The organism is Plantactinospora sp. CNZ321 (genome assembly GCF_004217235.1).
Window position 1 is genome coordinate 6,369,179 of the sequence record NZ_SHKQ01000001.1, and the last position, 19,091, is coordinate 6,388,269.

The window sequence follows — 19,091 nt, forward strand, 5'->3', positions numbered from 1 at the left end:
CCCATCGTGCCACCGCCGGAGGCGTTGCGAGGAACCGGAACGCCGCCGGGGTGCGAACCGGGCCCCTTCAGGCGAGCAGACGGCCGTGCCGGACCGCCTCGGCCAGCACGTCGGCCAGCGAGGCGGCGACCGCCTCGAACCGCCGGGACACTTCGCGGCACAGCTCCACCTCGGTCTCCCGCAGTGTCCGGCCCAGCCAGGACCGGGCCTGGCTCGGATCCGCCCGGAACGGGTTGCGCCAGTACTGGTAGCAGCCGCCGGAGAGGCCGACCCCGAGCGGCGGCAGGATCGCCCCGCCGGTACCGCAGGGATAGCCGGCGAGCGCGCCGACCGCGCCCAGCCCGTGCACCGTCTCGACCTCGCCGGTCTCCCGGATCAGCAGGACCCGGTCGAAGTCCCGGGCGGAGCGGTCGGCGGCGAGTCCCCAGCCGACCGCGGCGGCGGCGCGCAGCCGTACGCCCTCGTCCGGCACCTCGCCGAAGACCAGGGCGAGCGACTCGACCAGCATCTTGTCCACGCCCGCGTCGCAGGCCGCCACCACCTCCAGCGACAGCGCCTCGACCTCCCGGTCGAGCAGTCCGGGCAGCCCCGGTACGCCGGCGCTGCCGACGACCCCCCGCACGCAGCGCAGGTGGATGGCGGCGATCTCCAGCGCGATGTCCTTGCGGAGCTGGTGGGCCAGGCCCCGGGAGCGCCGCTCCAGCCGGTCGGCCCAGCCGGAGGTCCGGGCGGCCGGCGCGACCGGAACCGTCCGGGTTGCCCCGGGCGCGACCGGCGAGACGAGGCTGGCCCGGCGAAGCCCTTCGGCAGCGGCCCAGTCGATCAGGGCCCGGCGCAGGTAGGCGGTGTCGGCCGCGGCCGGGTCGAGGTCGATCCAGTCCACCCCGCCGAGCGCGGGCACCGCGGCGACCAGGCCGGCCCGGCGCGCCTCCAGCCAGCCTGCCGGCGACCCGTCGGGCGCCGGTCCCTCGCCGTCGTGGCCGGGTCCGACGAAACCGGTGGCGGTGGGCGCGGCGAACCCGGCGGGGGTGCCCGGACCGCCGGGCCAGCCGGCCTCGGCGCCCGGACACGCGGGTGGGCCGGCGCCGGCGCCCGGCATGCCGACCAGGAAGACGGCGGCCTCCTCCGCCACCTCGGCGAGCAGGTCCAGTTCGGCGGCGGCGACCGGCTGGTCGTCCGGGAGTACATAGAGCAGCGCGCCGCCCCGTCGCACGGCGTCGCGGACCACCCGGACGCCGGCCACGCCGAGCGTGCCGGTGTCCGGCGCGTCGACCAGGGCGAAGTGCCGCAGCAGCGGGGCGGGCACGGTCAGCTCGACCCGGCGCGGCGGGCGGGCCAGGGCCGGACCGGCACCGACCGGCTCCGGCCGGTACTCCCGGGAGGAGCGCAGCCCGGGCACGTAGGCGGCGCCGCCGACGGAGGGCGCGTAGTCGACCACCAGGAAGCTGCCCGCCGGCACCCGCAGTGGCGGCGCGGCCGCGCCGAGCAGTCCGGCGAGTACGGCCCGGCGGTTCCCTGCGGACGGCCCGATCGTGATCACGGCGAGCGGTTCGTCGGGTGGCGGCTCGACCAGTGCGGGTCCGTCGCCCGCCCTACGACGGGTTGTCCGGGCACCGGGCGTTCCCGGCGGCCCGGGGACGGGAAGCGACCGGAACTCCATCGCTGTCTGCACCTCCAACCTGGCCGGAACGCTCCGGTCGGGGCCGCTGCCGTTGGCAAGACCCGACCGGTGGCGCTGGCCGGGTCCGCCGAATATCGGAACGCTACGTGTCGATGCCCACACGCTACGAGCACCAACGATACTCATGGATGCCCGACAAGCTACTCAAATTCATTCAGTCACCAGGCGCGCGCGGATGGCACCCGGTCTATATGCTGCCCCGATGGGGCGGTGGAGCTTCGTTGGTCGAACGGATGAACTCAGCCGGTTGGTGAGCGCCGCCACCAGCCCGGGAAGTCGAGGAATATTCTTCAGCGGCACCGCCGGAGTCGGCAAGAGCCGCCTGCTCAGCGAGGCGCTCGCGGCGCTGCCGGCGCACGGCTGCGCCGTCTGGTCCGCCTCCGCCAACATCGCCACCGCCGGGATACCGTTCGGCGGGCTCGCCCAGGTCCTCCCGGCCGACCAGCCCGCCGGCCTCTCCCCGGCCGGCATCATGCGCTGGGCCGTCGATGCCCTGCACCAGCAGGCGGCGGGCCGGCGGATCGTGATCGGCATCGACGACGCGCACCTGCTCGACCCCTCCTCGGCCGCCCTGGTCTACCTGATCGCGCGCTCCGACAACGCGACGGTGCTCGGCACGCTGCGCAGTGGCGAGGCGGTACCGCTGCCGATCCGCGCACTCTGGACGGACGACCTGGTCGACCACGCCGAACTGGCGCCGCTCCCGCCGGGCGACAGCAACGACCTGCTCACCGCGATGCTCGGCGACCCGATGGACGCACCGTCGGCGGACCGGCTGTACCGGCTCTCCGCCGGCAACGCCCTGATGCTCCGCGAGCTGGTCATCGCGGCGCACGCCAGCGAGGAACTCACCCGGACGTACGGCGTCTGGCGGTGGACCGGCCGCAGTCAGCTCCCGCCCAGCCTCGACGAGCTGATCGACGTCCGGATCGGACAGCTCGACCCGGGCGTACGCGCGGTGGTCGAGCTGGTCGCCATGGGTGAGCCGATCGGACTGACCCTGCTGCACCGGGCGACCGACAGCTCCAGCGTGGAGACCGCCGAGGAGCGGGGCCTGATCCGGGTCGACGTGCACGACCGCCGCTCGGACGTGCGGCTCGCCCACCCGCTCTACGGCGAGGTGGTCCGGCGCCGCTGCCCGGTCACCCGGGCCCGCCGGCTCAACGCCCACCTTGCCGACCTGGTCGAGCGGGCCGGCACCCGGCGCCGCGACGATCTGCTCCGGGTGGCGGTCTGGCGGCTCGACTCCGGCACCGCGCAGGACCCGACGCTACTGCTGCGCGCCGGTGGGCAGGCGTTCAGCCAGTTCGACGTACCGCTCGCCGCCCGGCTGGCCCGGGCCGCGCTGGAGGCCGGCGGCGGCTACCAGGCCGCCGAACTGCTCGCCACCATCCTGATGTTCAGCGACCAGGCCGAGGAGGCGATCCGGGTGCTCGACTCGGTCGCCGACCAGATCTCCTCGGACGAGCGGCGCAGCCGATGGCTGACCGTACGCGGCATGGTCTCGTACTGGGGGCTCGACCGGGAGTCCACGGTGGTCCAGATCGCGGCGGACGCGGCCCGGCTGACCGACCCGGCGGACCGGGCCCGGGTGGTCGCCTTCGAGGCGATCATGCGACTGCACCGGGTGGAGTGTGCCGAGGCGCTGCGGCTGAGCCGCTGGGTGCTCGACCGGCCGGCCGCCACGGTGGCCGCCCGTGGCCTGGCCCGGTGCACCATCGCGCACCTACAGGCGGCCCGGGGCGAGCTGACGCTCAGCGGCCGGGCCATCGACGGGGTGGCCGCCGAGGCCGCGCAGTGGCGGGCCGAGATGCCCTACCTGCAACTCGCGCTGGAGCTGGCCCGGGGCACCCGGCTGGCGCTCGCCGGCGACCTGGCCGGGATCGACGCGATCGTCGCCGCCGAGTTCGCCGACCTGGCCGACGCCGGCGACTTCCGGCTCGGCTCCGGCTACCTCTCGATCCTCCGTGCCCAGGCCGCCCGGCTGCGCGGCCAGACCGGCGAGGCGCTGCGGACCAGCCTCGGCGCCTGTGCCGTCCTCGCCACCAGCCGGGTCTTCGCCGGGCTGGCGCACGCCGAGCGTGCCCAGGCGGCGGCGATGCGCGGCGACGTCGAGTCGGCGGTCGAGGCGATGGCGGAGTCGGACCGGTCGCAGACCGCCGGGATGGCCGTGCTCTACCCCTGGCTGGAGCAGGCCCGGGCCACCGTGCAGGCCGCCACCGGCGAACTCGCCACCGCGGTCGGCACGCTGCGCGATCTGGTCCACCGGCTCCAGACGGACGGTTTCGCCGGGCACGAGGTGCTGGCCCTGCACGATCTGGTCCGGTTCGGCCGGGCCGACATCGAGGTCGGCGAGCCGACCGTGACCGGCCGGCGGCGGACCGTGGCACAGCGGCTGACGGAGCTGAGCGAGAGCGTCGACGGTCCGCTGCCGTCGCTGATGGCCCGGCACGCCCGGGCCGAGTACGGCCACTCCGGCGATCAGCTGCTCGCCGTCGCGGAGGGCTTCGCCGAACTCGACCTCAATGTCTTCGCGGCCGAGGCGACCAGCCGGGCGGTGATCCGGCTGCGGGCGGCCCGGTCGAACCGGTCACACGAGGCGAACCTGCGGCTCGCCGGGCTGCTGCGGCGCTGCGACGTGCTGCGTACGCCCGCACTGTCGCTGCGGCAGCCGGCGCTGACCGAGCGGGAGCGGCAGATCGCCCGGCTGGCCGCCCGGGGGCTGGCCAGCCGGAACATCGCGGAGCAGCTCTACATCTCCACCCGCACGGTGGAGAACCACCTCCAGCGGGTCTACAACAAGCTCGGCGTGGCCGGCCGTGGTGAGCTGCGGCCCGCGCTGAAGGCGATACCGGAGCAGGACGGCGACCCGGACCACTGAGCCGGAGGCGGTCCGGACCACTGAGCCGGAGGCAAGGAAGGGCCCCCGAATATCGTGTTCTGTCGTAGCGGGGGTCCTTCCTTGCCTCCGGGGCGCGGCACGGCACGCTTAGGCTGGCCTGGTGCACAGTTCCCGCCCCGCGCTGCTCACCGACCACTACGAGCTGACCATGGTCAGCGCCGCCCTCCGGGACGGCACCGCCGACCGGCACTGTGTCTTCGAGGTCTTCGCCCGCCGGCTGCCGGCCGGCCGCCGCTACGGGGTGGTCGCCGGCACCACCCGGCTGGTCGAGCTGCTGGCGGACTTCCGGTTCGACGAGGCGGACGTCACCTTCCTCCGGGAGACCGGGGTGGTCGACGAGTCGACCGCCGAGTGGCTGTCCGGTTACCGGTTCGGCGGCGACATCGACGGCTACGCCGAGGGTGAGCTCTACTTTCCCGGCTCCCCGATCCTGACCGTCTCCGGCACCTTCGCCGAGTGCGTACTGCTGGAGACGCTGACGCTGTCGGTGCTCAATCACGACTCGGCGATCGCGGCCGCGGCGGCCCGGATGGTGACCGCCGCGCGCGGCCGTACGCTGATCGAGATGGGTGCCCGGCGGGCCAACGAGGAGGCGGCGGTGGCCGCCGCCCGGGCCAGCTATCTGGCCGGGTTCGGCTACACGTCGAACCTGGCCGCCGGGAAGCGCTACCGGATACCGACGGCCGGCACCGCCGCGCACGCGTTCACGCTGCTGCACGACGACGAGCCGACCGCGTTCGCCTCCCAGGTCGCGACGCAGGGCAAGAGCACGACGCTGCTGGTCGACACCTACGACATCGCCCAGGGCATCCGGAACGCGATCGCGGTCGCCGGGCCCGACCTGCGGGCGATCCGGATCGACTCCGGTGACCTCGCGGTGCTGGCTCAGCACTCGCGGGAACTCCTGGACTCGCTCGGCGCCACCGAAACCAAGATCATTGTCTCCGGCGACCTCGACGAGTACGCCATCGCCGCGCTCGCCGCCGAGCCGGTCGACATGTACGGCGCCGGCACCGCCGTGGTGACCGGCTCCGGCGCCCCGACCGCCGGGCTGGTCTACAAGCTGGTCGAGGTGGACGGCCGGTCCGTGGTCAAGCGCTCCGAGCACAAGGCGACCGTCGGCGGGCGCAAGGTGGCCGTGCGGCGGCACAAGCCCAGCGGTACGGCGACCGAGGAGGTCGTGGTGTCGCAGGGTGTCCCCGAGCCGCAGCCCGGCGACCGGGCCCTGCAGCGGCGGTACGTCGCGAACGGCGAGCCGCAGCCGCTGCCGAGCCTGACCGAGTCGCGGGAGCACCTGCGGCAGTGCCTGATCTCCATTCCCTGGGAGGGACTCAAGCTCTCGGCGGGTGACCCGACCATCCCGGTCACCGTCGTCCCCGCCGACCGACCGGAAGGGGAACGATGAGTCAAGCATTGATCATTGTCGACGTACAGAACGACTTCTGCGAGGGAGGATCCCTCGGCGTGACCGGCGGCGCCGCGGTCGCGGCCGGAATCTCCCGGCTGCTCGCCGCCGAACCGGACCGCTGGGAACATGTGGTGGCGACCAAGGACCACCACGTGGATCCGGGCGGGCACTTCGGCGACCCGCCCGACTACGCCACCTCCTGGCCCCAGCACTGCGTGGTCGGCACCGACGGTGCGCGGTTCCATCCGGACCTGGCCACCGACCGGGTCGAGGCGGTGTTCCACAAGGGCGAGTTCGCGGCGGCGTACTCCGGGTTCGAGGGGACCACCGAGGGTGCCGAGGGGACCGAAGGGCTGGCCGACTGGCTCCGACGGCGCTCGGTCGACCGCGTCGAGGTGGTCGGGATCGCCACCGACCACTGCGTCCGGGCCACCGCGCTGGACGCGGCCCGGGAGGGCTTCGCCACCACGGTGCTGCTCGACCTGACCGCCGGGGTCGACCCGGGGACGACCGACGCCGCGCTGGCCATGCTCCGCGAGGCCGGCGTGACCCTGCGCGGCACGCCGGTGCTCGGCTGAGCCGCCGCAAGCCCCGATCCGCGGACAGATGCTCGCGGCCGGTACCGGGCGGAGGAGTCCGCCGGTACCGGTCGCGAGATCGAACGGGTGCGGGCTACCGCCGGTCGATGTTACTGGCGGTGTCCTCGGTGTAGCTGGCGCCGTGGTCGGACTCGCTGGTCAGTGGCTTGGCGCCGCCCTCGGGTGGGCCGGCCAGCGACTGCCCGCCAGCGGCCAGCTCCGGGAACTTCGCGTCGAAGGCCGGCCGCTCGGAGCGGATCCGGGGCATCCGGTCGAAGTTGCGCAGCGGCGGCGGGCAACTGGTCGCCCACTCCAGCGAGTTGCCGTGGCCCCACGGGTCGTTGACCTCCACCACCGGACCCGCCTTGTAGGACTTCCAGACGTTGTAGAGGAACGGCAGGGTCGAGATGCCGGTGATGAACGAACCGATCGTGGAGACCATGTTCAGCGTGGTGAAGCCGTCCAGCACCTGGTAGTCGGCGTACCGCCGGGGCATGCCCTCGTTGCCGAGCCAGTGCTGCACCAGGAACGTCATGTGGAAGCCGATGAAGGTCAGCCAGAAGTGCACCTTGCCGAGGCGCTCGTCCAGCATCCGGCCGAACATCTTCGGGAACCAGAAGTAGACGCCGGCGTACACGGCGAAGACGATGGTGCCGAAGAGCACGTAGTGGAAGTGCGCCACCACGAAGTACGAGTCCGAGACGTGGACGTTGAGCGGCGGGCTGGCCAGCAGTACGCCGGTGAGGCCGCCGAAGAGGAAGGTGACCAGGAAGCCGATCGACCAGAGCATCGGGGTCTCGAAGCTGATCTGGCCCCGCCACATCGTGCCGATCCAGTTGAAGAACTTCATGCCGGTCGGCACCGCGATCAGGAAGCTCAGGAACGAGAAGAACGGCAGCAGCACCTGGCCGGTGGCGAACATGTGGTGCGCCCAGACGCTCATCGACAGCGCGGCGATCGCGATGGTCGCGCCGACCAAGCCCTTGTAGCCGAAGACCGGCTTGCGGGAGAAGACCGGGATGATCTCGGTGATGATGCCGAAGAACGGCAGCGCCACGATGTAGACCTCGGGGTGCCCGAAGAACCAGAAGAGGTGCTGCCAGAGCATCGGGCCGCCGGTCTCGGCGTCGAAGACGTGCGCGCCGAGCAGCCGGTCCGTGGCGAGCGCGAGCAGGGCCGCCGCCAGCAGCGGGAAGACCATGATCACCAGAAGGCTGGTGACCAGGATGTTCCAGGTGAAGACCGGCATCCGGAACATCGTCATGCCGGGCGCCCGCAGCGTCAGGACCGTGGTGATCATGTTGACGGCGCCGAGGATCGTACCCAGACCGGAGATGACCAGTCCGAAGATCCACATGTTCGCGCCGATCCCAGGCGAGTGCTCGGCGTTGCTCAGCGGGGTGTAGCCGAACCAGCCGAAGTCGGCCGCGCCGGTGGGGGTCATGAAGCCGGCCACCGCCAACGTCCCGCCGAACAGGTAGAGCCAGTACGCGAAGCTGTTCAGCCGGGGGAACGACACGTCCGGCGCGCCGATCTGGATCGGCACCACGTAGTTCGCGAACGCGAAGACGATCGGCGTCGCGAAGAACAGCAGCATGATCGTGCCGTGCATGGTGAAGAGCTGGTTGTACTGCTCCGGCGACAGGAACTGAAGTCCCGGCTGGCCCAGCTCGGCGCGCATCAGCAGCGCCATCAGGCCACCGATCATGAAGAACGCGAACGCGGTGACCATGTACATGATCCCGATCTGCTTCGCGTCCGTCGTACGCAGCAGCCGCGTGAGTGCCGAGCCCTTGACCGGCTGGCGGACCGGCCATGGCCGGGTCACGATCGGCTTGGGTGCGACGGTGGTCACGAGTGGCCTCCGGTTCTCGTTAGTCCCACTCGGCACGCGCTGTGGATCTGCGAGCCGTACCTCGCAGGCAGAATAGTCCCCGGCAGCGGCGGGTCCCTCCTCGGGTACGCCCCGACCCGCCGACACCGCCCCGGCGGGCCGCTCGGACCGCCGGCCGGACACCGTCAGGTGCCCGGACAGCCGGCCAGACACCTCAGGTGCCCGGACACCGTCACGCCGGGTCGACGAGGAGCCGGTAGTGCTCCTGGAAGATGCGGTTGCCCCGGATCCGCAGCAGCGGGTCGCGCAGCGGCGGGGGTACGTCCCGGGTCCGGTTCCGGTCCCGGGTCCGGTCCAGCACCCACTTGATCCGGGGCCGGCGCCGGTACTCGTAGCTCTCCAGCGCCTCGCGGACGGTCGCTGACCGGTCCAGCGAACGGGCCAGCACCAGCGCGTCCTCGCACGCCATCGCGGCACCCTGGGCCAGCGTCGGCGCCGTGGCGTGTGCGGCGTCGCCGACCAGCACCACCCGGCCCCGGGACCACGCGCCCAACTCCACCTCGTCGGTCCGGGTCACCCACACCCGGTCCAGCGCGCCCAGGATGGCCGGTACCGGGTCGCCGTACCCACCGAACAGCTCACGTACCCGGGCCAGCGGGTCCGTCGGTGTCGCGGTGCCGACCTCGTCGGCGTAGCAGTGCAGCCGGTCGGCGCCCATCGGCACAGCGACGAAGGCGGCCCGCTCGCCGAGCAGCCCGGTCCAGTCGGCCAGCGGCGGACCGCCGCGGACGACGCCGTGGTACACGATGTGCCCCGCCGGCCGGGCCAGGCCGCCGAGCGCGGCCAGCGCGCGGACCGACGAACGGCGTCCGTCCGCGCCGACCACCAGGTCGTACTCGGCCTGGCTGCCGTCGCCGAAGGTGACCGTGACGGCGTCCGGGTGCAGATCCAGGGCGCGCACCTCGGTGTCGTACCGCACCTCGCCGCCGGCCCCGCTCAGCAGTACCCGGTGCAGGTCGGACCGGGGCAGTGCCCGGCACTCGCCGACCCCCGACCAGAGCTTGTCGAGGTCGACCTCGCACAGTTCCCGGCCCTGCGCGTCCAGAAACCGCTGGTAGCGGATGACCTGGCCGAACGGTCGCACCGGGTCGTCGAGCCCGATCTCCCGCAGCGCCCGCTCCGCGTTGCCGGGCAGGTAGAGGCCGAACTCGGGGCCGTCGGCTCGCGCCGACCTCTCGATGATCTCAGGCCGGAACCCGGCGAGCCGGAGGGTACGCGCGACCGCCAGGCCGGCGATCCCCGCGCCGACGACGAGAACACGCAGGTGGGGAGCGACCATCTGGTGACGCCTCCGGAGGGATCGGCACGCGTTGAAGGCAAGACACTACTCCGCGCTATCACTCCAACGGAAGATCCGATCGGGTCTGCCCAGGTCACAACCGGTCAGCGCCTCACCTCTGCACCCGGGCGCCCGCTCCCCGGACGAGCGCCTCGACCTCCTTCAGGCTCGCCATCGAGGTGTCGCCGGGGGTGGTCATCGCCAACGCGCCGTGCGCCGCGCCGTACTCCACCGCGCTGGCCAGGTCGCCGCCGGTGAGCAGCCGGTAGATCAGCCCCGAGGCGAAACTGTCGCCGCCGCCGACCCGGTCGAGGATCTCCAGGTTCGACCGGTGGGTCGCCTGCACGAAACCGCTGCCGGCGGACCAGGCGATCGCTCCCCAGTCGTTGACGGTCGCGCTGCGTACGGTGCGCAGCGTCGTCGCCACCACCCGGAAGTTGTCGTACTCCCTGGTGACCGCCTCGATCATTCGCTGGAAGTTCGCCACCTCCAGCTCGGCGAGGGACTCGTCGGTGTCGGGCACCTCGAAGCCGAGCGAGGCGGTGAAGTCCTCCTCGTTGCCGATCATCACGTCGACGTACCGGGCAAGTCGCCGGTTGACCTCCCGGGCCCGGGCCTGGCCGCCGACCGCCTTCCAGAGGCTGGGCCGGTAGTTGAGGTCGTACGAGATCAGGGTGCCGTGCCGGCGGGCGGCGGCCATCGCGGCCTCGATGGTCTCCGGGGTGACCTCGGAGAGCGCCGCGTAGATGCCTCCGGTGTGCAGCCAGCGCACGCCGAGGGTGCCGAAGAGGTGGTCCCAGTCGACGTCGTCCGGGCGGAGCTGACTGGCCGCGGTGTGTCCCCGGTCCGAGGTGCCGACCGCGCCGCGTACCCCGAAGCCCCGCTCGGTGAAGTTGAGCCCGTTGCGCACGCTCCGGCCGATGCCGTCGTACGGCACCCACCTGACGAACGAGGTGTCGACCCCGCCGGTGAGGATCAAGTCCTCCAGCAGCCGTCCCACCTCGTTGTCGGCGAACGCGGTGACCAGGGCGGTCCGCAGCCCGAAGCACCGGCGCAGTCCGCGCGCGACGTTGTACTCGCCGCCGCCCTCCCAGGCCCGGAACGTCCGCGCCGTGCGCACCCGGCCCTCACCCGGGTCGAGCCTGAGCATCACCTCGCCGAGCGAGACCAGGTCGAAGCGGCAGTCGTCGGCGGAACGGAGCGGCAGCATGGCGGGCCTTTCTGGCGGGCCGGACGGTGCCGGCGGTTGTGTGGTTCGGTGACTCAGCCGGCGGCGCGGCTGGCCTCGACGGCGGCCCGGTCAGCCGGCGGCGCGGCTGGCCTCGACGGCGGCCGCGGTCAGCCGGGTGACCTCGTCCCAGCGGCCCTCGGCGAGCAGGGTGGGGGCGACCATCCAGGTGCCGCCGACCGCGAGCACGGCGGGCAGCGCCAGGTAGTCGCCGAGGTTGCCGGTGTGCACCCCGCCGGTCGGGATGAACCGGACCGAGCGGAACGGGGCGGCCAGCGCCTTGACCGTGCCGACCCCGCCGAGCTGCTCGGCCGGGAAGAACTTGACCGTCTCCAGACCGGCGTCCAGCGCCATCTGGATCTCGGTGGCGGTGGCGGCGCCGGGAAAGACCGGCAGCCCGCGCTGCTGACAGTGGCGTACCACCGCGGGCGAGAAGCCGGGACAGACCACGAACCGGGCGCCCGCGTCGGCGGCCTGGTCGACCTGGGCCGGAGTCAGCACGGTGCCGGCGCCCACCAGCAGGTCGGGGCGCTCGGCCATCGACCGGATGGCGTCGGCGGCGGCGGCGGTCCGGAAGGTCACCTCGATGGCCCGCAGGCCGCCCGCGGTGAGCGCCGCGGCCAGTGCCGGCGCCGAGGCCGCGTCCTCCAGGACCACGACCGGCAGGATCCGGGTCGCCGCGATGGACTCGGCTACCCCCACGAACTGTTCATCATCTTGAACGCTGGTCACATATGCGACCCTACTGTGCTCGCCGACCCTGTCAAGTCGACTAGAGTGGCCGACATGACGACGGGGACGACCAGCGGCGCGGAGCTCCGGCCCGCACCGGCCGGCGCCACCGCTCCGCCCGGTCCGGTCGAGACGTTCCAGCCGGTGAAGTCGGCCGGCCGGACCCTCGACGTGCTGGAGGCACTGGCCGACTCACCGCAGCGGCGCTCCCTGGTCGAACTGGCCCGCACGCTCGGCATCCCGAAGAGCAGCCTGCACGGCCTGCTGCGCACGATGATCCAGCGCGGCTGGGTGGAGGCGGACGCCACCGGCACCCGGTTCGGGCTGGGCGTACGCGCCCTCCAGGTCGGTGCCGCCTACCTGGAGACCGACGACACCACAAGCCTGCTGGCCGGGGTGCTCGACGACCTGGCCGCCGAGTTCGGCGAGACCGTGCACCTCGGCCGACTGGACGGGCCACACGTGGTCTACCTGGCCAAACGCGAGTCCGTGCACCCGCTGCGGCTGTACAGCGCCATCGGTCGACACCTCCCGGCACACGCGACCGCGCTCGGCAAGGTGCTGCTCGCGCAGCGCACCGACGAGGCGGTGGACCGGCTGCTGAGCTGGCCACTGCCGGCGCTGACCCGGCACACCATCACCGACCCGGACCAGTTGCACGCGGAGCTGGCCTCGGTGCGGGACCGGGGCCACGCGGTGGACCGCGAGGAGAACACCGAGGGCATCGTCTGCTTCGCGATGGCGGTGCCGCTGCACTCCCCGGCCATCGACGCGATCAGCCTCTCCGTGCCGGCGACCAGGCTGGACGCGGAGTGCGAGGAACGGATCGTCGCCGCACTGCACGGCGCGGTCCGGCAGGTGCGGGCCGCCCGCACCCTGCTGGCCGGCGCCTGAGCCGGACCGGCCGCAGCCCGCCGACCCGACGCCGCCCACCCGCGCGACGTCGTACGCCGTTCAGCCCGACGGCGCAACCGCCATAACCGGCTCATCGCCATGAACAACCCCCGGCCGACCCACGCCCGGTTGCTTTCCGATTTCAAGCATGTAAATGTGTCTCCAGCTGCCCATGGGAGCGCTCCCTCGCACCACCCGCCGCACGCCCGGCACCACGCGGCACCGCACCACTCCACGGACACCCACCACGCCAAGGAGCATCATGAGACGTCCCGTCCCCGTCCTCGCGGCGGTCGCCGGCCTGCTGGCCAGCGCCGCCGTCGCGGTACTCAGCGCCGCCGGCCCCGCCCAGGCCGACGTGCAGATCTGCGAACAGTACGGCTCGACCACCATCCAGGGCCGGTACGTGGTCCAGAACAACCGCTGGGGCACCACCGCCCAGCAGTGCATCAACGTCACCGACAACGGGTTCTCCATCACCCGGCAGGACGGCCAGAGCAGCACCAGCGGCGCCCCCGTGTCGTACCCGTCGGTCTTCCTCGGCTGTCACTACACCAACTGCTCGCCCGGGACCAACCTGCCGATGCAGGTGAGCCAGATCAGCAGCGCGAGCAGCAGCATCAACTACAACTTCGTCGGCGGCGCCACCTACAACGCCTCGTACGACATCTGGCTGGACCCCACCCCGAAACGGGACGGCGTCAACCAGATGGAGATCATGATCTGGTTCAACCGGCAGGGTTCGATCCAGCCGATCGGCTCCTCGGTGGGCAACGGCACCGTGGGCGGACGTACCTGGGACGTGTGGCGCGGCAACAACGGCGGCAACAACGTCATCTCGTACGTCGCACCGTCGCCGATCAGCAGCTGGAACTTCAGCGTGCTGGACTTCATCAACGACGCCCGCAACCGTGGTGCGATCACCAACTCGTGGTACCTGACCAGCATCCAGGCCGGCTTCGAACCGTGGATCGGCGGCACCGGGCTCGCCGTGAACTCCTTCTCCGCGTCGGTGAACGGCGGCGGCCAGCCGACGAACCCGCCGACCAGCCAGCCGACGAACCCGCCGACGAACCCGCCGGGCGGCAACTCCTGCCGGGTCGCCTACACGGCGAACTCCTGGAACAACGGGTACACCGCGTCGGTCACCATCACCAACACCGGCTCCAGCGCGATCAACAACTGGTCGCTGACCTACAACCTGCCGTCCGGGCAGCAGATCGGCAACGCCTGGAACGCCACCGTCACGCAGAGCGGATCGGCGGTGACCGCCCGCAACATCAGCTGGAACGGCAACATTCCACCCGGCGGTACGGCCTCGTTCGGCTACCAGGGCTCGTACAGCGGTACGTACTCGTCACCGACCTCGTTCAGCCTGAACGGTTCCCCCTGCAGCCGGGCCTGACCCACCCCTGACGCACTCCCATCCGGCTCCGGCCGGTGGCCGGGCGCAGCTGGCGACCGGTGCTCCCGCCATCCGTTCCACGGGTGGCGGGAGCATCTCGTCCGGCCGCCACGTCGGGTCGAGGCGACCCGGGAGATCGCCGACCGACTGCGCGGATCGACCGGCTACGGGGGTCGACCGGCTACGGGGGTCGACCGGCTACGGGGTCGACCGGCTAGGGAAGGGCGGCGGTCAGCGGGTGGCGAGCCCGGGGCCGAGGTCGAGGCGCTGGCCGGGAAGCTGCCGGTGCACCGTGCGAGGGTCGGCGAAGACCACCCGGCTCAGGTCGTGCCCACCCGGGTCGCCGGCCAGCACCCCGGGAACCGCCGACAGCATCGCCGAGCCGGCCGGCGGCACCGTCGGCAGCGCACCCGGCCGGCCCGGCGGGAGTACCGGCGCCAGGGCGCGGAAGGCCGCGCGTACCCGGTCGGCGCGGTAGTCGGCCGGATCGTCGGTCGCCCGGAGCAGTGCTCCGCCGTGCCGCAGCGGCCGTACCTCGGCGAAGGCACCGCTGGTCCGGAGCCGCTCCGCGCCACCCAGCCCGGGCACCAACTCCCGGGGGCAGACCGTCACCCACTCGTAGCCGCGCAGGTGCGTACGGCTCTGCTCGGCCGAGGACTCCGCGGTCCGGCCGAGCGCCGCATCCAGCATCGTCGCCGGGGAGAGCAAACCGGCGTTGGCCACGATCTCGCCGTACGCCGGGTCCGTCGCGTCACCGACCAGCCCGGCCAGCTCGACCAGCGCCGGCAGCACCAGCGGCAGCCCGCCGGGCCGTCCCTCGAAGCCGATCGAGATCTGCAACCGGACGTGCCGCCCACCGGCGAATCGGGCCAGGAAGATGTCCAGCTCGGAGGCGATCGAGGTCGGCGCGACGTCGAACCACCGGGCCGAGAGCTGGGCGAAGTCCGGGGTGATCCCGTCCACCCAGCGCTCCGGGCGGCGCCGCCGCCCGCGCCCGCCGGGATTCTGCTCGAACGCGGTCAACGAGGTCGCCGGGGCGGCGGCACCGGCCGGGTGTACGAACGGCAGCAGCACCCGACACACCTCGTCGTGCCACCAGCGGGCAAGCGAACCAAGCCAGCCCGGATCCTCGACCCGGTCGAGATAGAGCAGCCAGGTGACGAAGTCCGGCTCCGGCCCGTCCTCCCCCGGCCCGGGTTGGCCGAGGCCCCCGCCGAGTAGCTGGTCGTACATCCCGCACCCTCCCGTCGCCACCGGCCAGGGTAGCCGCCCGGCGGCGCGACGGGCTCGACGGGCTCGACGGCCGTCGCGACGGGTTCAACGGCCCATCGCGTCGAGCTGGCGCCGCTCGCCCTCGCTCAGCGAGAAGTTGAACAGGTCGAAGTTCTCCCGGATCCGGGACGGCGTACCCGACTTCGGGATCACCACGATGCCGTGGTCGAGGTGCCAGCGGAGCACCACCTGGCCCGGGGTGACCCCATGGCCGCGCGCGATTTCCACGAGTACCGGTTCGTGCAGGTCGGTGGTCTTCAACGGGCTGTACCCCTCCAGCACCACACCCCGCTCCCGGTGCTCGTCGAGCCGGCGCGGATCGTGCAGCGCCGGACCCCACCTGACCTGGTTCACCGCCGGTGCCTCCTCGGTCGCCTCGATCAGCAGGTCGAGCTGGCCGGTGTGGTAGTTGCTCACCCCGACCGCCCGGGCCAGCCCCTCGTCCCGGACGGCCAGCAGTTCCCGCCAGCTCGCGATGCTGGCCCGGTCCGACGAGGGCGGCCAGTGGATCAGCCAGAGGTCGACGTACCCGGTGTCGAGCGCGGCGAGGCTCTCCGCGATGGTCTGCCGCTCCCGGCCGGCCCGCTCCGGTGGGAGCTTGGTGGTGACGAAGACGTCCTCCCGGGGTACCCCACTGTCCCGGATCGCCCGGCCCACCTCCTCCTCGTTGCCGTACATCGTGGCGGTGTCGAGGTGCCGGTAGCCGACGTCGAGCGCCTCGCGGACCGCGTCGTAGGCGTGACTGCCGCTCAGCTGCCAGGTGCCGAAGCCGAGCGTCGGCATCCGCACCTCGCTCGGCAACTGAACGGTGGGTTGGTCGATCGCAGAGGTCATGGTGGTTTCCTACCCGGACCGGCCCTGGCCATGCATTCCGACACTCGGCACCGGATCGGCGGAGAATGAACGCGTGGCTCTCACCACCCGGGCCGGTGACCGGACCGGAATTTGACAACGACGGCCTCACGGTACTAGGCGTTGAGTGGTTATGTCTCACGCCGCGAATCGGGTCCGGGCGACCGGATCGAGCGAACCAGTTGACGTACCGAAGCACCTCGACGGGGCCGACGCGGAGACCTGGCGCGAGGCGGCCGCGATCCTGGCCACCAACTGGACCGGTACCCACACGGTGCCGTCCCGCACCCTCTATCCGCACCAGTGGAGCTGGGACGCCGGCTTCATCAGCGTCGGGCTGGCCCACGTCGCGCCGGACCGGGCCTGGCGGGACCTGCGCAGCCTCTTCGAGGCGCAGTGGCCGGACGGGCGGGTTCCGCACATCGTCTTCGACCCCGGGGTCACCGAACGGGACTACTTTCCCGGCCCGGCCTTCTGGCGCGGCGACCCGCCCGGTCCCGTCGGCGGTCCGACGCACGGCGGTCCGCCCAGCCCGAGCGGCGGCCCGACGCACGGCGGGGTGGGCGCTCCGGGCAACGGTGCCCGGTCGGCCAGGCGGACCAGCGGGATCGTGCAGCCACCGGTGCACGCGATCGGCGCCTGGGAGGTCTACCGGCGGGTGCCGGACGAGGTGGCGGCGGCGGAACTGGGCTGGCTCTATCCGCGTCTCGTCGCCCAGCAGGAGTACCTGGCCACGGCCCGGGACGTCGGCGGCGCCGGCCTCGCCGCCATCGTGCATCCGTGGGAGTCGGGGTTGGACAACAGCCCGGCCTGGGACGAGGCGCTCGCCGCGGTACCGGTGGTGGCGGAGGTGCTGCGCCGGTACGCCCGCCGGGACAACCTGGTGGTTTCCTCCGACCACCGTCCCACGGACGAGGACTACGCCCGCTACCTGGTCATCGCGCTGTCGTACCGGGACGGGGGGTATCGGGACGAAGCCCTCGCGCTACGACACCCGTTCCTGGTCGAGTGCCCCGGGTTCAACACGTTGCGGGGCGCCGCCGAGCTGGCGCTGGCCCGGATAGCCGAGGTGGTCGGCGCCGACCCGGCTCCGCACCGGGACCGGGCCGCCGCGATCACCCGTCAGCTGGTGGACCGGCTCTTCGTCCCGGCCACCGGCATGTTCCACGCCCGGGACGTCCGGACCGGCCGGCACAGCCCGGCCCGGTGTGTCAACGGGCTGCTGCCGCTGGTCCTGCCGGGACTGCCGGCCGGGCACTTGACGAGCCTGGTGACCGTCCTGGAGTCGGCCCGGTTCGGGGTGGATCCCCGGATGCCGGTGCCCAGTTACGACCGCTCCGCCGTCGACTTCGACCCGTTGCGGTACTGGCGCGGCCCGGTCTGGTTCAACATCAACTGGCTGCTCCTGGCCGGGCTGCGTACGCACGGCCAGAACGGGCTGGCCGACGTGCTGCGCTCGGCCCTGCTCGACCTGGCCCGCCGCTCCGGCCACTACGAGTACTTCCACCCGGGCAGCGGTGCCGGGATCGGCTCTCCGGCGTTCAGCTGGACGGCCGCACTAACCCTCGACCTCCTCGCGGAGCCGATGGACTGAGAGGCCGAGCCGATGGGCTGAGAGGCCGAGCCGATGGGCTGAGAGGCCGAGCCGATGGGCTGAGAGCGCGGCCGTAACCCGGTCAGCCGGTCGGTGGCTCGTCCTTGCCGGCCTCCTCCATCGCGTCGGCCTCCTCCTTGGTGTGGTGCACCGCCTGGTCGGCGTGCTCCGGGGGGCCGTAGATGGTGTAGAGCACCAACGGGTTCGGGCCGGTGTTGACGAAGTTGTGCTTCCGCCCTGCCGGTACGACCACCAGGTCGCCCTGGGTCACCTTGCGGGTCTGGCCGCTGACCCGGGCCTCGCCGGTGCCGCTGACGAAGGTGAGGATCTGGTCGATGTCGTCGTGCACCTCCTCACCGATCTCGCCGCCCGGCGGGATCGTCATGATGACCAACTGGGAGTGCTTGCCGGTCCACAACACCCGGCGGAAGTCCGGGCTCTGTTCGGCGACGGTCGCGATAGTGAAGTGCTCCATGCCTCTTCCTTACCCAGAATGCGGGGCGTTGATTCGGCGCCCGCGAGGCAGGAGTGACTGCTGGGACCCCCGAACGGCCGGGCCGCCCCCTACCAGGTTCGGCCCGGCCCCGGGTTTGCTTCCGGTCGGGGTGGGAAACCCCACACACAGCCGGAACGACCGACGCGCCGTCCCGGCCGAGCCAGGTCCCCGCGGGCGTACCGCCGATGGGCTGCGTGGGCGGGAGACGGCCAGAGCGCGGCGACGCCACGTTCCACCGGCGGCGCCGCGCGCTCGTGGCCGGGTCGGCCCGGCCGGCGGCGGGTGCTCGTCGATGGAGCGGACCGGTCCCCGCGGCGCCGGGCCGCGCCGCGGGGACCGGGGGCCAGACGGTGTCGCCTGGCCCGAGCAACGCCCGGCCGGTGGCGCGCCGGCCGGCGTCGCTGGCGGGTGGTTCAGGAGGAGATGTGCAGGTGGAAGGCGCGGTCGGCGGGCACGCCCGAGCTGTTCCAGGTCTGCACGAAGACTCCGGCCGCCAGGCCGGCTCGGCCGACCACGGCGATCTCGCCGGGCGGTGAGGCCCCGAGGCTGCCGGTCAGGCCGATGGTGGCGGTGAAGGCCGAACGGGCCACGCTCTGGATGAAGACCACCTGGTACTGGCCGACGGCGAGCCGGCTGGACGAGACGACCCCGAAGCCCCGGGCGAGGGTCCCGTTCGCGTTCACGACGGCGAAGTGCCCCTGCGCGGTGGCCGGGAGTCCGGCAGCGGTGGCGGGGACGGCCGCGACGTCGATTCCGTCCGCCTCGATGCCCTCGGTGGGTGGTTGTTCGCCGATGGCGACGTCCGGCTGTTCGTCGGCTGCGGCGTGCTTGGATTCACTGGTCTCGGACATGGCGGTACTCCTTGCTGGTCGGGCC

General features: G+C 72.6%; 15 protein-coding genes. 6 read left to right on the forward strand and 9 right to left on the reverse strand.

Features of this window, described 5'->3' with window-relative positions; genetic code table 11:
- Nucleotides 1–67: 67 nt before the first annotated feature.
- Complete coding sequence (locus tag EV371_RS27580) at nt 68–1,660, reverse strand: hypothetical protein (protein WP_130464620.1); 1,593 nt, start codon at nt 1,658–1,660, stop codon at nt 68–70.
- Nucleotides 1,661–1,883: 223 nt separating this feature from the next.
- Here EV371_RS27580 and EV371_RS27585 point away from each other — a divergent pair, with 223 nt between their 5' ends.
- From EV371_RS27585 to EV371_RS27595, 3 genes are all read left to right on the forward strand, one after another.
- Nucleotides 1,884–4,562: a LuxR C-terminal-related transcriptional regulator gene (locus tag EV371_RS27585; protein ID WP_130464621.1), complete on the forward strand. Its 2,679-nt coding sequence runs from the start codon at nt 1,884–1,886 to the stop codon at nt 4,560–4,562.
- A gap of 121 nt (nt 4,563–4,683) precedes the next feature.
- Complete coding sequence (locus EV371_RS27590) at nt 4,684–5,988, forward strand: nicotinate phosphoribosyltransferase (RefSeq protein WP_130464622.1); 1,305 nt, start codon at nt 4,684–4,686, stop codon at nt 5,986–5,988.
- Nucleotides 5,985–6,569, forward strand: a complete 585-nt coding sequence (locus tag EV371_RS27595; protein WP_130464623.1) for an isochorismatase family protein — start codon at nt 5,985–5,987, stop codon at nt 6,567–6,569. The genes EV371_RS27590 and EV371_RS27595 overlap by 4 nt, the downstream gene beginning before the upstream one ends.
- 94 nt (nt 6,570–6,663) lie before the next feature.
- Here EV371_RS27595 and ctaD read toward each other — a convergent pair whose 3' ends face one another.
- From ctaD to eda, 4 genes are all read right to left on the reverse strand, one after another.
- Nucleotides 6,664–8,424 (reverse strand): aa3-type cytochrome oxidase subunit I, encoded by a 1,761-nt coding sequence (gene ctaD, locus EV371_RS27600; protein ID WP_130464624.1) that lies wholly within the window; start codon nt 8,422–8,424, stop codon nt 6,664–6,666.
- Between the two features lie 211 nt (nt 8,425–8,635).
- A complete protein-coding gene (locus EV371_RS27605; RefSeq protein ID WP_130464625.1) occupies nt 8,636–9,742 on the reverse strand; it encodes an FAD-dependent monooxygenase in 1,107 nt (368 codons plus the stop codon).
- A gap of 112 nt (nt 9,743–9,854) precedes the next feature.
- Nucleotides 9,855–10,952, reverse strand: coding sequence for a PfkB family carbohydrate kinase (locus EV371_RS27610; RefSeq protein ID WP_130464626.1), 1,098 nt, complete (start codon nt 10,950–10,952; stop codon nt 9,855–9,857).
- Nucleotides 10,953–11,042: 90 nt separating this feature from the next.
- Entirely contained in the window at nt 11,043–11,702 is a 660-nt protein-coding gene (eda, locus tag EV371_RS27615; RefSeq protein ID WP_130464627.1) for a bifunctional 4-hydroxy-2-oxoglutarate aldolase/2-dehydro-3-deoxy-phosphogluconate aldolase, read from the reverse strand.
- 54 nt (nt 11,703–11,756) lie between these two features.
- On the opposite strand from eda, the gene EV371_RS27620 reads away from it, so the two are divergent.
- Nucleotides 11,757–12,596, forward strand: a complete 840-nt coding sequence (locus tag EV371_RS27620; RefSeq protein WP_130464628.1) for an IclR family transcriptional regulator domain-containing protein — start codon at nt 11,757–11,759, stop codon at nt 12,594–12,596.
- Nucleotides 12,597–12,858: 262 nt separating this feature from the next.
- Nucleotides 12,859–14,001, forward strand: a complete 1,143-nt coding sequence (locus EV371_RS27625; protein WP_130464629.1) for a GH12 family glycosyl hydrolase domain-containing protein — start codon at nt 12,859–12,861, stop codon at nt 13,999–14,001.
- Nucleotides 14,002–14,232: 231 nt separating this feature from the next.
- Here EV371_RS27625 and EV371_RS27630 read toward each other — a convergent pair whose 3' ends face one another.
- A complete protein-coding gene (locus tag EV371_RS27630; protein ID WP_130464630.1) occupies nt 14,233–15,234 on the reverse strand; it encodes a hypothetical protein in 1,002 nt (333 codons plus the stop codon).
- A gap of 84 nt (nt 15,235–15,318) precedes the next feature.
- Nucleotides 15,319–16,107 (reverse strand): aldo/keto reductase family protein, encoded by a 789-nt coding sequence (locus tag EV371_RS27635; RefSeq protein ID WP_130464631.1) that lies wholly within the window; start codon nt 16,105–16,107, stop codon nt 15,319–15,321.
- A 151-nt stretch (nt 16,108–16,258) separates the two neighbouring features.
- Here EV371_RS27635 and EV371_RS27640 point away from each other — a divergent pair, with 151 nt between their 5' ends.
- Entirely contained in the window at nt 16,259–17,719 is a 1,461-nt protein-coding gene (locus EV371_RS27640) for an MGH1-like glycoside hydrolase domain-containing protein (RefSeq protein WP_349339522.1), read from the forward strand.
- A gap of 82 nt (nt 17,720–17,801) precedes the next feature.
- Here EV371_RS27640 and EV371_RS27645 read toward each other — a convergent pair whose 3' ends face one another.
- On the reverse strand, nt 17,802–18,194 hold the full coding sequence (locus EV371_RS27645) for a cupin domain-containing protein (RefSeq protein WP_130464632.1): 393 nt from the start codon (nt 18,192–18,194) through the stop codon (nt 17,802–17,804).
- 434 nt (nt 18,195–18,628) lie between these two features.
- Nucleotides 18,629–19,066: a hypothetical protein gene (locus EV371_RS27650; protein ID WP_130464633.1), complete on the reverse strand. Its 438-nt coding sequence runs from the start codon at nt 19,064–19,066 to the stop codon at nt 18,629–18,631.
- Nucleotides 19,067–19,091: the final 25 nt, after the last annotated feature.

Excerpts from the sequence above, each read along its gene's own strand:
- EV371_RS27580 (WP_130464620.1), bottom strand. The coding sequence starts at position 1,660 with ATGGAGTTCCGGTCGCTTCCCGTCCCCGGGCCGCCGGGAACGCCCGGT.
- EV371_RS27585 (WP_130464621.1), top strand. The coding sequence starts at position 1,884 with ATGGGGCGGTGGAGCTTCGTTGGTCGAACGGATGAACTCAGCCGGTTG.
- EV371_RS27595 (WP_130464623.1), top strand. The coding sequence starts at position 5,985 with ATGAGTCAAGCATTGATCATTGTCGACGTACAGAACGACTTCTGCGAG.
- EV371_RS27605 (WP_130464625.1), bottom strand. The coding sequence starts at position 9,742 with ATGGTCGCTCCCCACCTGCGTGTTCTCGTCGTCGGCGCGGGGATCGCC.
- EV371_RS27610 (WP_130464626.1), bottom strand. The coding sequence starts at position 10,952 with ATGCTGCCGCTCCGTTCCGCCGACGACTGCCGCTTCGACCTGGTCTCG.
- EV371_RS27620 (WP_130464628.1), top strand. The coding sequence starts at position 11,757 with ATGACGACGGGGACGACCAGCGGCGCGGAGCTCCGGCCCGCACCGGCC.
- EV371_RS27625 (WP_130464629.1), top strand. The coding sequence starts at position 12,859 with ATGAGACGTCCCGTCCCCGTCCTCGCGGCGGTCGCCGGCCTGCTGGCC.
- EV371_RS27630 (WP_130464630.1), bottom strand. The coding sequence starts at position 15,234 with ATGTACGACCAGCTACTCGGCGGGGGCCTCGGCCAACCCGGGCCGGGG.
- EV371_RS27635 (WP_130464631.1), bottom strand. The coding sequence starts at position 16,107 with ATGACCTCTGCGATCGACCAACCCACCGTTCAGTTGCCGAGCGAGGTG.
- EV371_RS27640 (WP_349339522.1), top strand. The coding sequence starts at position 16,259 with ATGTCTCACGCCGCGAATCGGGTCCGGGCGACCGGATCGAGCGAACCA.
- EV371_RS27645 (WP_130464632.1), bottom strand. The coding sequence starts at position 18,194 with ATGGAGCACTTCACTATCGCGACCGTCGCCGAACAGAGCCCGGACTTC.
- EV371_RS27650 (WP_130464633.1), bottom strand. The coding sequence starts at position 19,066 with ATGTCCGAGACCAGTGAATCCAAGCACGCCGCAGCCGACGAACAGCCG.